We start from the raw sequence: 12,831 nt of genomic DNA, 5'->3' as shown, positions 1-12,831 counted from the left end.
ACGCAACCCGACTTCCCCTCGCCGATGATGGCGACCAGGGCAGCGGCGCTGACCAGAAGGATCCTCATGGCTTCCGTACTCTCCCGTTCGGCGATCATCGCGCCGAAGGACTTCAACCGCTGGCTGATGCCGCCGGCCGCATTGGCCATCCACCTGTGCATCGGCCAGGTCTATGCGTTCAGCGTCTTCAAGATCCCGTTCATGTCCCGCTTCGACGCCGGCGAGGTCTCGATCGGGTGGATCTTCTCGATCGCGATCCTCATGCTCGGCATCTCCTCGGCGATCTTCGGCACCTGGGTCGAGAAAGCCGGCCCCAGGGCTTCGATGGTCGCCGCCGGTTCGTGCTGGGTCGCAGGCTTCCTCATCGCCAGCCTCGGCATCATGACCGGCCAGCTCTGGCTGGTCTACTTCGGCTACGGCTTCGTCGGCGGCATCGGACTGGGCATCGGCTACATCTCGCCCGTCTCGACGCTCATGAAGTGGTTCCCGGACCGGCCGGGACTGGCCACGGGACTGGCGATCATGGGCTTCGGCGGCGGCGCACTCATCGCCAGCCCGATGTCGAACCAGCTCATGTCCTTCTACGGCGGAGGCACCGAGCCTGCGAACCTCGTCGCGGGTCTGACCCCCACGTTCGTCACCCTGGCCATCGTCTACGCGGTCGTCATCGCCGCCGGTGCCTACGTCATCCGCGTCCCGCACCCGGATTGGAAGCCGGCGAACTTCGACCCGTCGACGGTCAAGGCGAAGCCGCTGCAGACGACCGGCAACGTCTCGGCGAAGAACGCGATCCGCACCCCGCAGTTCTGGCTGCTGTGGATCGTCCTCTTCCTCAACGTCACCGCGGGCATCGGCATCCTCGAGAATGCGGCGCCGATGATCCAGGCCTACTTCGGCATCACCGCGGCCGCTGCTGCCGGCTTCGTCGGACTGCTCTCGATCGGCAATATGGCCGGACGGTTCGTGTGGTCGACGACTTCGGACTACCTCGGGCGGAAGAACAACTACATGATCTACCTCGGCGGCGGGGCGCTGCTCTACCTCGTCGTCGCGCTCTTCGGCGGCGGGTCGATCGTCCTCTTCGTCATCGCGACCCTGTTCATCATCTCGTTCTACGGCGGCGGGTTCGCGACGATCCCGGCCTACCTCAAGGACCTCTTCGGCGTCTATCAGGTCGGTGCGATCCACGGTCGCCTGCTCACCGCATGGTCAGCCGCCGGCGTGGCCGGACCGCTCATCGTCAACTCGGTCGTCGAGGCCGGCGACAAGGCCGGCAAGACCGGACCCGAGCTCTACACGCCCGGCATGTTCATCATGGTCGGGGCACTCGCCATCGGCTTCGTCGCGAACCTCCTCGTCCGCCCGGTCAAGGACAAGTACCTCGAACCCACCACCGCCGAGGCGGCCCCGACCTCCCCGTCGACCGCTGAGAAAGACTGAAGGAAGGACGCAGCATGAGCACATCGCAGACATGGTCCTCGGTTCCCCCCGAAGGCTCCCCGCAGTCCCCGGTGGGCGGCGCGTACAAGGTCATCGGCTCGGCCCTGACCGTCGTGGTCGTCGGCGGCCTCGCCTGGGGCCTGACCCTGACCGTGATCAAGGCAGTCGCGATCTTCACGAGCTGAAGTCGCTCCCCGCCGAGGCGTGTCGCCGCTGACGGCGCATGACTTCCGCGTCGAGCGCGGCAGGAGACATCCAACGGCCCCGCACCAGACGAACAGTCCGGTGCGGGGCCGTTCGCATTCAGGCGTGCGATCCTCGGCGACCGCCGCCTCTGCCCAATGTCAGCTCACCTCTTGCGCCCGCATTAACTTAAGTGCTTAACTTACTGGCATGGACCTGGCATTCGAACTCCACGATCTCGTGCGCACCCTCGATCGGTGGGCGGAGAAGATCCTCCAGCCCGAGGGACTGAGCTACAACCAGTACGTCGCGCTCGTCATCCTCGGCCAGCATCCGGGCATCACCGGTCGTACCCTCGCCGGCGCCCTCGGCGTCACCGAGGCGGCAGGCAGCGGCATCGTCAAGGTCCTCCTCGGGGCCGGCTACGTCGACAACCTCGCGGCGGCCGGATCGGGCAACCGACGTGAACTCCACCTCACCGAGGTGGGCGCCGAGAAGGCCGCCCACTGCGGTCGCCTCCTCGGCAGCTCGCTCGACGACAACGCGCGCACGATCGGCCTCGACCCCCAGGTCCTCGCGCAGACGATCCGCGATCTCCACGACGAGGTCCGCACCGTGCGCTCTTCCTCTCCCGACAGCTGACGCCGCTGGCCGGTAGCCCACCAACACCCCATCGGCAACCCGCCTCTCCACTCCCACTCGTTCCCAGGAGCACTCATGGCCTTTACCCTCGCCCTCCTCGCCCTCGTCTTCGGCCTCGCCCGCCTCGGCGTGTTCATCGCCCTCCACCTCGTGCCCAGCGAGTACACGATCGTCGGCCACGCCGTCAGCGACTACGCAGTCGGTCCCACCCGGCGCCTCTCGAGCGCCATGACATGGCTGACCGCGATCTTCTGGGCGCTGCTCGCCGCCGCGGTCGCCCTCGGTGTGCCCGACTGGTCCGACGCCACAGGGATCACGATCGCTCTGGCCGCACTCGCAGTGATCTTCATCGTCCTGCCCCTGGCGCCAACCGACCTCGAAGGCGAGAAGGCCACGATGATCGGCCGCCTCCACTACGTCTTGGCGATTGCCTGGTTCGCGATCAGCTACGCGTGCATGGGCAACTTCACCCGCCTCTTCACCGCCGAAGGTCCCGCGTGGCTCGCCGGCTCCCTGGGCGTCATCGCCTGGATCGCGGCGATCTCGCTCGCCGTCAGCGTCCTCGTCCTCATCGTCAAGCGACTGCGCCCGAAGGTCTTCGGCATCTCCGAACGCATCTTCATCCTCGCAGTCAGCCTCTTCTACCTCGGCGTCGCCGCCGGACTGATGATGCTCACCGCCTGAGGGCAGCCAGTTCCGTACCGCTCATGCCGACCCACCTCCCGACCCGAGTCCACCCCGTCCCGCTGGCACCTCCCCGAGGCGTACACTCGATCCGTGCCGACGACGAACCCCGAGACCCCACCCCGCAGACGCGGACGCCTCGCGTGGGGGTCGATCGTGCGCAACGCGGCCCTCGCCGTCGTCGTCCTCGCCGGACTCTGGCTCGTCGTCAACGTCCACCTGCCCACTCCCCGCGTGCTCCAGGATGAGATCGCCGAGGCGGGCGCCTGGGGCTTCGCCGTCTTCATCGCCCTGGCCACGGTCGTCGCGGCCACCCCGATCCCGGTGACGATCGTCGCCGTCGCCGGCGGGCTCGCGTTCGGCCTGCCGCTGGGAACCCTGCTCACGCTCATCGGCATCGTCCTCGGCGGGTATGCCGGGTACTGGATCGCCCGCGGCCTCGGCCGTCCGACGGCGAGGAAGATGCTCGGCTCCCACGCCGAGGCGGTCGAAACCCAACTCCACGGCGGCGGCTTCTACGCGGTGTGCACGCTCCGCCTCCTGCCGGGCCTGCCGTACTGGCCCGTCAACTACGGCAGCGGCGCCTTCGGCATCGACAACCGCACGTTCCTCACGGCCACGACGATCTCCTCGCTGCCTGGCCTGTTCGCCCTCGTCGGCATCGGCGCCTTCATCGGCGACCCGACCGTCCCGGGCGGCATCGCCGTCGGCGTGGCCTGGGTCGTCGTCGGCGTCCTGACGATCCTCGCCTTCCGCCGCTGGCGAGCGACGACCCGCGAACCTGCCGCCCAGAACGGCACCGAACCCGTAGTCGAGTCCGACAACCGCGAGAATCCCGGACCCGTCACCGAGGCGGCCGACGGCTGAGCCCTCCGAATCCCCGGACAGTCCCTACCCGAAGTTCGGCTTGCGGCGCTCCTGGAAGGCGCGGAATCCCTCGGCGTAGTCCGGGGTCTGCCGGGCCGACTCCTGCAGCCTGGCCTCCGCGTCGAGGACCTCGGTGAGGGTCGGCTGCTCGTCGGCGAGCTTCTGGACGAACGCCTTCTCCATCGCAAACGCCTCGGCGGGCCCGGAGACGATCCCCGCCAGCTTCGCTTCGACGAAGTCGGCGAGCTCGTCGGCGGGAACGGCACGGGAGACGATCCCGGCGGCGGCCGCCTCGGCGCCGGACATGAAGTCACCGGTGACGATGAGATCCATCGTCCGGTGGTAGCCGAGCCGGTCGAGGAACACATGATGGGCGCCGGAGTCGAGCATCGCGCCGATCGCCGCGAACGGGGAGCCGAACTTCGCGTTCTCGGCCGCGTAGACGATGTCGGCGGCGGCCGCGATCCCGAACCCGAGGCCGAGTGCGGCCCCCTGCACCTGTGCGACGACGGGGATCGGCAGCCCGCGGATGGCCTGGAATACGGGGGTGAACATCTCGGCGAGGAACGCGTACGCATCATCGGTGGCGACGTCGACGGCGGAGATGTCCCGGCCGGAGCAGAACACCTTGCCCTCGCCGCGGATGAGCAGCGCACGGACCCCGGGCACCGCCTCGGCGACCTGGGCGACCGCCTCGGCGAGATCTCGAAGATTGGCGGCGTTGAGCGCATTGCGGGATTCGGGTCCGTCGAGGACGATCTCGGCGACCTGCGCCCGGATGTGCAGACGGATCTCGGTCATCGCTGCTCCTTCACCACTCGTAGAATCCGCGGCCGGACTTGCGCCCGAGCTCTCCGGCGGCGACCTTGTCGCGCAGGATCTGAGGCGGGGCGAAGCGCGGGCCGAGTTCCCGTTCGAGATGCTCGGCGATGCCCAGGCGCACGTCGAGACCGACGATGTCCGTCGTCTTCAGCGGTCCCGCCGGATGCCGGTAGCCGAGCACCATGGCCGTGTCGATGTCCTCGGCACTGGCCACACCTTCCTCGACCATCCGCATCGCCTCGAGCGCCAAGGCCACGCCGAGGCGGGAGGAGGCGAATCCCGGCGAATCCTGGACCATGATCGGCGTCTTCCCGAGACCGGCGACCCAATTGGCTGCGGCGGCCACGAGCTCCGGGGAGGTGCGGGAGCCGACGACGATCTCGACGAGGTCGGACACCGGCACGGGATTGAAGAAGTGGAGGCCGATGAGGGCCTGCGGGCGCGGCAGGACCGTGGCGAGCGCGTCGATCGACAGGGAGCTGGTGTTCGTCCCGATGCTCGCGGCGGGCGCGAACTTCGCGATGTCGGCGAGCACCCGCTGCTTGAGCGCGACGACCTCGGGGACGGCTTCGATGACGAGCAGCGCCTGGTCGAGCAGGGTCGGATCCCGGTGGACCTCGATGCTGCCGGGCACCGCGACGCCCTTGGCCTCGGACTTCGCGATCGACGCGGCGATGCGCTCGCGGGCGGCGGCCGCCGTGTCCTCGGTGTTCTCGATGACGATGACGCGGGCGCCGGCGGTGGCGAAGGCATGCGCGATGCCCGCACCCATCCGGCCCCCGCCGTAGACGCCGACCGTGTCCGGGACGTGAGCGAGATCCGCGGCAGCGGTCTCAGGGGATTCCGAAATGGTCGCCGAGGTGGTCGCCTCGGGGGTGGGTGTCTCAGGGGATGGTGCGCTCACTGCTCTCCTGTCTCTCTCTTCGCCTGCGTCTTCGCGTGTCTCTTCGCCTCGCGCCGGGCGAGGAAGGCATCCATGCGCGCGAACTTCTCATCGGTCTCGAACAGCACCGCCTGGGCGACGTTGTCGATGAGCGGATGCGCCTCGCGCGGGGCGTGGAACGCCGACTTCGTCAACCGCACGGCCAGCGGCGCGAAGCTCGCGATCCGGTCGGCCAGCGCCTCACCGGCGGCCTCGAGGTCCTCAGGATCGACGACGTCGTTGAGGAGCCCGATGCTGCGCGCCTCATCGGCGTTGACCGTTCGGCCGGCGAGCAGGATCTCCTTCGCCCGCGGTTCGCCGACGAGTTCGCGCAACCGCCACGCGGCCCCGGCGGCGGCGAGGATGCCGAGCCCGGGTTCGGGGTTGCCGATCTTCGTGCTCGGCGTGCCGATGCGGAAGTCGCATGCGAACGCGAGCTCCGCTCCCCCGCCGAGCGCATAGCCCTCGATGAGGCCGATGACGGGCATCGGCAGGTCGAGGATGCGGCTGAAGATCTTCGAGTTGATCCCGGCCAGCGCATCGTCGCGTCGGCGCTCGCGCAATTGGCCGATGTCGGCCCCGGCGGCGAAGGTGCCGCCGGTGCCGGTGAGGATCGCGACTTTGGGCTGCGCTTCGAGTTCGGCGCACACCTCATGGAGCGCCTCGACCATGGTCAGGTCGATCGCGTTGCGCACCTCGGGTCGGTTGAGCCGAATGATCATCCGGTCGGGGCGGCGCTCGATGAGCAGCGGGCCGTCGGTGCCGGCCCCAGTTTCTCCCGCCGAGGCGGTGGATCCAGCGTCCCCCGCCGAGGTGGTGTCGTCCTCCGGTCGCGATCCCTCGCTCATGCGCGTTCCAGCAGAACGGCCGAACCCTGGCCCACGCCCACGCACATCGTCGCGAGTCCCCGCTTCTCATCGGACTGCTCGAGGCGATTGAGGAGGGTCAGCGCGATCCGGGTTCCCGAAGCGCCGAGCGGGTGGCCGAGAGCGATCGCCCCGCCGAACTCATTGACGATGTCCGGGTTGAGGCCGAGGTCCCGGATGCACGCGAGCGACTGCGAGGCGAAGGCCTCGTTGAGCTCGACGGCATCGAGGTCGTCGACGCTCCAGCCGACCCGGGCGAGCGCCTTCTGCGAGGCGGGAACCGGGCCGATGCCCATGATCTCCGGGGGCACACCGGCGCTCGCACCGGCGACGACGCGGGCGCGCGGGCTCAGCCCGTGCTCCTCGGCGTATCGGTCGGAGACGAGGATCGTCACAGCCGCACCGTCGTTGAGCGAGGACGAGTTGCCCGCGGTGATGACGCTGCCCGGCCCGTGGAGGGTGCGCAGCTTCGCGAGCTTCTCCGGGGTCGTGTCCGCGCGCGGACCCTCATCGACGGTGACATCGCCGATGGGCAGGATCTCGGGATCGAACTTGCCCTCACGCTGCGCGGCGAGGGCCTTCTGGTGCGAGGCGTAGCCGAAGGCGTCGAGCTCTTCGCGGGTCAGTCCCCACTTCTCGGCGACGCGTTCGGCCGTCTGCGGCATCGTCAGGGTGACGTTCTCCCCGAACTGCGGGTTGGGGAAGCGCCAGCCGATCGAGGTGTCGAAGGTCTTGCCCGGCTTTGCCCACGCCTTCGACGGCTTCTCCGTCACCCAGGGGGCGCGGGTCATCGATTCGACGCCGCCGGCGACGACGACGTCGGCATCTCCGGCGGCGATCATCGCCCGGCCCTGGATGATCGAGGTCAGTCCCGAAGCGCAGAGGCGATTGACGGTGAAGCCGGGGATCGAGTCGGGAAGTCCGGCGAGCAGCACGGCCATGCGGGCGACGTTGCGGTTGTCCTCACCGGCCTGGTTCGCAGCGCCCATGATGACTTCGTCGATGTCGGCGGGGTCGATGCCCGAGCGGTCGACGACGGCCTTCAGGGTCGTGGCGAGCAGGTCGTCGGGCCGCTGGTCGGCGAGCGCTCCGCCGTAGCGGCCGATCGGGGTGCGCAGTCCGTCAAGGATGAATGCCTCGGGCATGGTGCTCCTTCTTCTCAGGGTCCGACGAGTTCGTCTCTGGCTCCGACGAGGTGGTGCGGGCGGGCTCCGGTCAGCGGAGCGCCGCCGCAATGATCGTAACGTGTATCACTGAATGGGACGGCGGCGGCCCAGGACGCGGGATCCCCCGGGTCGCGTCCCACCGGGACCCGACCGTCCCCCAGCCCCGACCGCGACCGGCCGGTGCCACCCGGGCGCCTACGAGTCGAAGTCGATCGTGACTTCGTCGCTGACCGGGAACGTCTGGCACGTGAGCACGAAGTTCGCGGCCACCTCGGCGTCTTCGAGGGCATAGTTGCGGACCATGTCGACCTCACCGGCGCAGACCTTCGCCCGGCAGGTTCCGCACACCCCGCCCTTGCACGCGAACGGCAGGTCCGAGCGCGACTCCTGGGCGGAGTCGAGGATCGTCTTGCCCTGCGACATCGCCGAGGTGGTCCGTCGTCCGTCGAGGACGACCGTGACCTCGCTGGTGGCCCCCTCGAGGACCTTGTCGGCGTGGACGACCTCGGGTGGGGGTTCGTCGACGTAGAAGAGCTCGAAGTGGACCTTCCCCTTGTCGACGCCGAGTTCGTCGAGGACCGCGCGGGCGTCGGAGAGCATCCCGAAGGGTCCGCACAGCCACACATGGTCGATGTCGGACACGGGCACGAGCACGGAGAGCAGGGTCCGCAGCTTCTCCGCGTCGAGGCGGCCGGAGAAGAGCTCGACCTCGCGGGGTTCGCGGGAGAGGACGTGGATGAGGTCGAGCTGCTGGTTGCGCGCGTCCTTGAGGTCGGCGAGCTCCTCGGCGAACATCACGGTGTTCGTCGTCCGGTTGCCGTAGAGCAGGGTGAGAGAGGCCTCGGGGTTGGCGAGCACCGTCGAGGCGATCGAGAGCATCGGGGTGATCCCGGAGCCGGCCGCGATGCACAGGTGTCGCCCGCCCAGGCTCGCATCGGCCTGGAAGCTGCCGCTGGGCGGCTGCACCTCGATCGTCTCACCGGGGCGGACGTCGCGGACGAGCCAGCGGGAGAAGAGGCCGTCGGGGATCTCGCGGACCCCGATGCGCGGGTCGGTGCCCGCGGGCGCGCAGATCGAGTAGGTGCGGCGGTGCTCGACGCCGTCGATGATGCGGCGCAGCGTCAGCGACTGTCCCGCCGCGAAGTCGAAGAGTTCGCCGAGGTGGTCGGGCACGTCGAAGGTCACCGCGGCCGCATCCTCGGTGAGGTGTTCGACGGACTTCACCCGCAGGGCGTGGAAGCCCGTCCGCTCGGCGGTCTGGCCGGCGCCCGTCTCGAGCGTCTCGGTCATCTCAGATCTCCTTCACGTGTTCGAACGGTTCGAGGCAGTCTCGGCACTGGTACATCGCCTTGCAGGCGGTGGGCCCGAACTCCGAGGACAGGGTGACGTTGTCGGACCCGCACAGGGTGCACACGATCGCGCGGCGGGTCGGCATGAGGGTGAGCGCGACCGGCCCCTGGCGAGCGGGGGCCTGCCCGGGCGGGGAGATCCCGGCACCCGAGAGCGCGGCCCGACCCTCCTCGGTTATCCAGTCACTCGACCAGGCGGGGCTGAGCGAGACGCGGACCTCGGCGTCGGGGAAGCCTGCGTCGGCGAGTTCCCGTTGGAGGTCGTCGCGCATCGTCGCCATCGCCGGGCAGCCGGAGTAGGTCGGGGTGATCGTCGTGACGACGTGACCGTCCTCGATCGTGACGTCGCGCAGCACGCCGAGGTCGACGAGGGTGAGCATCGGCATCTCCGGGTCGGTCACCCGGGCTGCGGCGGCACGGGCCCGGTCGACCGCCTCGGCGGGGGTCTCCAGGGTCGCGTTCATCACCACTGGCCTTCCGGGTGGGCGCGGGCGACGACCTGCATCTCGGCGAGCATGCGGGACAGGGCTTCGGTGTGGAGGCCGTCGCGGCCCTTCTTGCCGCGGACCCCGGCGAGCGCGCCCGCCGCGGGGCGGTCGATGCCGGAGGCGGCGAAGACCTGGTCGAGGATGACCCCGGCCTCGTCCTCGACGGTCGCAGGGTCGACGCCGATGCCGGCGGCGGCCACCGCGGCGTCGACCTCGTGGGTCTCGAAGAGTTCGGCCCACAGCGGCCACAGGCCGCCCAACGCGGTGAGCAGGCGGGTGCGGGACTCCTCGGTGCCGCGGGCCAAGGTGAGGACCCAGCGGGCGGCGAAGTCGCGGTGGTAGGACATCTCCTTGACGCCCTTGGCGGCGATCGCTGCGAGCACGGTGTCGCGGCTGGTCACCAGGCGTTCGAAGAGGGCGAGGCGCCAGGTGGAGAAGATGAGGATCTTCGCGACCGCCTCGGCGAAGTCGCCATTGGGCACCTCGGCGAGGCGGACGTTGCGGAAGTCGAAGTCCTCACGGAAGTAGGCGAGCCGGTCCTCGTCAGGGACCGGGGAGCCCTCCGCCAGGGCGGGCACGAGGGCGGGATCCGCGGCGGCGGCGCGGGCGAGGAGGAGGCGGGCCTGACCGAGGAGGTCGAGGGAGATGTTCGCGAGCGCGATGTCCTCTTCGAGGTCGGGGGCCCGCGAGCACCATTCGGCGATGCGCTGGGAGAAGACGAGGGCGTCGTCGCCGAGCATGAGGCAGTACTGGGCGAGCGCGCTCGGGTCGACCCCGTCGGGCACGGTCGTGTCGACGCCGGCCAGGGGGTCCTCGAAGTCGGTGCCGAAGGCCCAGTGGGCGTCGTTGACGAGCAGGCCGGAGTAGGCGTTGTCGTGCTCGTCGTGGTCGACGGTCGTCCCGGCTTCGTCGTGCTCGACGTGGACCTTCGGCGCGTTGTCGGTCGGCTTGCCCGCCGAGGCGGTGTTCGGGTTCGTCATGTGATCCTCAGTCCTCACATGTGGGGGACATCGTCGGGGATGTCGTAGAAGGTAGGGTGACGGTAGACCTTGTCGCCGCTGGGGGCGAACATCGGGTCCTTCTCGTCGGGGCTCGAGGCGGTGATGTCCGAGGAGCGGACCACCCAGATGCTCACGCCTTCGTTGCGGCGGGTGTAGACGTCACGGGCGTGCCGGATTGCGAGCTGGTCGTCGGGGGCGTGGAGTGAGCCGACGTGGACGTGGTTGAGGCCGCGCTTGCCGCGGACGAAGACCTCGTAGAGGGGCCATTCGCCGCGTGGAGCTGCGGGGGCCGCGTCGGGGGTGTTCGTGTCGGGGGTGGATTCAGTCATTTCGCGGCCTCCTCGGCGGTGGGCCCCGCCTGGTCGGGAACGTCGGTGTCAGCGGGGGCGGCGGCCTCCTCGGCGGACTTCTCTGCGAAGGCGAGCGCAGCCTCACGGACCCACGCCCCCTCATCCCATGCGCGCTTGCGGTGGGCGATGCGCTGTTCGTTGCAGGGGCCGTTGCCCTTGACGACGGCCCAGAACTCGTCCCAGTCGGGGGTGGAGAAGTCGTAGTGGCCGCGCTCCTCGTTCCACTTGAGGTTCTCGTCGGGGAATGTCACGCCGAGCGCCTCGGCCTGCGGGATCGACATGTCGACGAACTTCTGCCGCAGCTCGTCGTTCGTGTGGGTCTTGATGCCCCACTCCATCGACTGCGCGGTGTTCGGCGAGTCGTCGTCGGGGGGTCCGAACATCATCAGCGCCGGCCACCAGAAGCGGTTGACGGATTCCTGGACCATGGCGCGCTGTTCGTCGGTGCCGCGCATCATCGTCATGAGCAGTTCGTATCCCTGCCGCTGGTGGAAGGACTCCTCTTTGCACACGCGGATCATCGCGCGGCCGTAGGGGCCGAAGGAGGTGCGGCACAGGGGTACCTGGTTGCAGATCGCCGCGCCGTCGACGAGCCAGCCGATCGTGCCGACGTCGGTGTAGGACAGGGTCGGGTAGTTGAAGATCGAGGAGTACTTCTGCTTGCCGGCGATGAGCTTCTCGGTGAGTTCGTTGCGGCTGGCCCCGAGCGTCTCGGCGGCCGAGTAGAGGTAAAGGCCGTGCCCGGCTTCGTCCTGGACCTTCGCGAGCAGGATGGCCTTGCGGCGCAGCGAGGGCGCGCGGGAGATCCAGTTGCCCTCGGGCTGCATGCCGATGATCTCCGAGTGCGCGTGCTGCGCGACCTGCCGGATGAGGGTCTTGCGGTAGGCCTCGGGCATCCAGTCGCGCGGTTCGATCCGGTCCTTCGACTCGATCGTGGCCTGGAACTGGTCCTCGAGCTGTGCTTCGGTTGTCATGATCACTCCACCCCGGGCGACGTCGCCCGCCCCGGCATCCACCGACCGTTGGTCAGTCACTGCCTGCCCGTCATTTACTGACCGTTTGTTCTGTAAAGTTCTCCATAAGTGTGGCATACCCCACGCCGAGGCGCAATGTCCGGGGGCGGGCGCCCCTCCTCTACGCGGCGCCCGGCGGCGACAGCCTCTCCGTTACAACCGCCACACCCAGAGGCGTCAGCGGCGCGCCCCCTGCCCATCGCCTACATTGCAAATCTGCCGTTGGGGCAGGCCGAGAAACTCCGCGACCATGCAACCGACGGGTTTCGTCGTAACACCGCCGATGCCCCGCGCCGGGGTCGAGGTCCATGAGACGTCAGGAAATCTTCCCGGAAGAGGTCACTAACAGTCACTTCGGTGTCAGCACATTCGCCAGTGAGAACACGCGACTCACTGTCCCCGCGATTCCGAACTACAACTGATTTGCCTCAATTGCGCGGCAGTGAAAGTATTCTCTCCGAGCCGGGCTGAGGTTGTGCTGCCCGCCAAGCACACTGTGGAGGTCTTTCAGTGGTCGGTCGTCGTTCTGCGGTGAAGGTACTCGCCCGAAGGTATCGCAGACGGGCAATCGGTCTGCTCGATGACAGTCAGAAGCTCTGGCTCTCAGAAGCTCGCCATGGTGAGCATCCGTGGCAGCAGCGAATGCGCTCGGCACTTCACCTCGGCGGCGCCGACGGTCCCGGCGTCACCGCGACTGGTGCTCACGATTCGCTCGCCGCCCAAGCAGCCAATCTCGATCAAGTACGTTCGCTCCTGCGCGAAGCCGGGATCGAATTCGTCGAGCTGCCTCGGCGGCGGTTGGAACGCGCACGACTCGTCGTTCCGCAGGCGCAGATACGTCGAGTGATCGCAGCTCTGTCATCGCTCGAAGCGGAAGACGGATGGTCGATGGACTACCGCTACCATTCGTGGGCCGCGACGAGTGTGCGCAGACAGCGCCGGGATCCCTTCGCCGTGTCTGCCATCGTCTGCCATCGCCGAGTTCTCGCTCCGAACGGTCGCCTGCTCAGTGCGGGCCTTGAGGGAGTGACGATCGAA

Annotated in this window: 14 protein-coding genes; 5 read left to right on the top strand and 9 right to left on the bottom strand. The window is 68.7% G+C overall.

Going from position 1 to position 12,831, the window contains the following annotated elements; all coding sequences use genetic code 11:
• Window positions 1-66 precede the first annotated feature (66 nt).
• The 5 genes from AACX88_RS13695 (at window position 67) to AACX88_RS13675 (ending at window position 3,816) form a co-directional block, all read left to right on the top strand.
• On the top strand, window positions 67-1,440 hold the full coding sequence (locus tag AACX88_RS13695) for an OFA family MFS transporter (RefSeq protein ID WP_009380176.1): 1,374 nt from the start codon (window positions 67-69) through the stop codon (window positions 1,438-1,440).
• Window positions 1,441-1,454: 14 nt separating this feature from the next.
• The gene (locus AACX88_RS13690) at window positions 1,455-1,625 is read left to right on the top strand and encodes a hypothetical protein (RefSeq protein ID WP_164672063.1); all 171 of its coding nucleotides are present in this window, start codon (window positions 1,455-1,457) and stop codon (window positions 1,623-1,625) included.
• Between the two features lie 208 nt (window positions 1,626-1,833).
• Window positions 1,834-2,265: a MarR family winged helix-turn-helix transcriptional regulator gene (locus tag AACX88_RS13685; RefSeq protein WP_339393490.1), complete on the top strand. Its 432-nt coding sequence runs from the start codon at window positions 1,834-1,836 to the stop codon at window positions 2,263-2,265.
• Window positions 2,266-2,340: 75 nt separating this feature from the next.
• A complete protein-coding gene (locus tag AACX88_RS13680; protein WP_339393489.1) occupies window positions 2,341-2,949 on the top strand; it encodes a DUF998 domain-containing protein in 609 nt (202 codons plus the stop codon).
• A 93-nt stretch (window positions 2,950-3,042) separates the two neighbouring features.
• Window positions 3,043-3,816: a TVP38/TMEM64 family protein gene (locus tag AACX88_RS13675; RefSeq protein WP_339393488.1), complete on the top strand. Its 774-nt coding sequence runs from the start codon at window positions 3,043-3,045 to the stop codon at window positions 3,814-3,816.
• A gap of 24 nt (window positions 3,817-3,840) precedes the next feature.
• Here the strand turns inward: AACX88_RS13675 and AACX88_RS13670 are convergent, their stop codons facing one another.
• From AACX88_RS13670 to paaA, 9 genes are all read right to left on the bottom strand, one after another.
• Window positions 3,841-4,617 carry an enoyl-CoA hydratase/isomerase family protein gene (locus AACX88_RS13670; protein WP_339393487.1) on the bottom strand — a complete coding sequence of 259 codons (777 nt, stop codon included), beginning with the start codon at window positions 4,615-4,617 and terminating at the stop codon, window positions 3,841-3,843.
• A 10-nt stretch (window positions 4,618-4,627) separates the two neighbouring features.
• The gene (locus AACX88_RS13665) at window positions 4,628-5,542 is read right to left on the bottom strand and encodes a 3-hydroxyacyl-CoA dehydrogenase family protein (RefSeq protein WP_339393486.1); all 915 of its coding nucleotides are present in this window, start codon (window positions 5,540-5,542) and stop codon (window positions 4,628-4,630) included.
• Window positions 5,539-6,408 (bottom strand): enoyl-CoA hydratase/isomerase family protein, encoded by an 870-nt coding sequence (locus AACX88_RS13660; protein WP_339393485.1) that lies wholly within the window; start codon window positions 6,406-6,408, stop codon window positions 5,539-5,541. Before AACX88_RS13660 ends, AACX88_RS13665 begins: the two co-directional genes overlap by 4 nt.
• A complete protein-coding gene (locus tag AACX88_RS13655; RefSeq protein WP_339393484.1) occupies window positions 6,405-7,571 on the bottom strand; it encodes a thiolase family protein in 1,167 nt (388 codons plus the stop codon). The genes AACX88_RS13660 and AACX88_RS13655 overlap by 4 nt, the downstream gene beginning before the upstream one ends.
• Window positions 7,572-7,787: 216 nt before the next feature.
• On the bottom strand, window positions 7,788-8,882 hold the full coding sequence (gene paaE, locus AACX88_RS13650) for a 1,2-phenylacetyl-CoA epoxidase subunit PaaE (RefSeq protein WP_339393483.1): 1,095 nt from the start codon (window positions 8,880-8,882) through the stop codon (window positions 7,788-7,790).
• A gap of 1 nt (window position 8,883) precedes the next feature.
• Window positions 8,884-9,405 carry a 1,2-phenylacetyl-CoA epoxidase subunit PaaD gene (gene paaD / locus AACX88_RS13645; RefSeq protein WP_339393482.1) on the bottom strand — a complete coding sequence of 174 codons (522 nt, stop codon included), beginning with the start codon at window positions 9,403-9,405 and terminating at the stop codon, window positions 8,884-8,886.
• On the bottom strand, window positions 9,405-10,409 hold the full coding sequence (paaC, locus tag AACX88_RS13640) for a 1,2-phenylacetyl-CoA epoxidase subunit PaaC (RefSeq protein ID WP_339393481.1): 1,005 nt from the start codon (window positions 10,407-10,409) through the stop codon (window positions 9,405-9,407). Before paaC ends, paaD begins: the two co-directional genes overlap by 1 nt.
• Window positions 10,410-10,423: 14 nt before the next feature.
• Window positions 10,424-10,759, bottom strand: coding sequence for a 1,2-phenylacetyl-CoA epoxidase subunit PaaB (gene paaB, locus AACX88_RS13635; RefSeq protein WP_009380199.1), 336 nt, complete (start codon window positions 10,757-10,759; stop codon window positions 10,424-10,426).
• Window positions 10,756-11,754, bottom strand: a complete 999-nt coding sequence (paaA, locus tag AACX88_RS13630; protein WP_339393480.1) for a 1,2-phenylacetyl-CoA epoxidase subunit PaaA — start codon at window positions 11,752-11,754, stop codon at window positions 10,756-10,758. The genes paaB and paaA overlap by 4 nt, the downstream gene beginning before the upstream one ends.
• Window positions 11,755-12,831 lie beyond the last annotated feature (1,077 nt).

This window comes from Brevibacterium metallidurans (assembly GCF_037101285.1).
GTDB classification, from domain to species: Bacteria; Actinomycetota; Actinomycetes; order Actinomycetales; family Brevibacteriaceae; genus Brevibacterium; species Brevibacterium metallidurans.
This window is presented reverse-complemented; position numbering and strand designations above follow the sequence as displayed.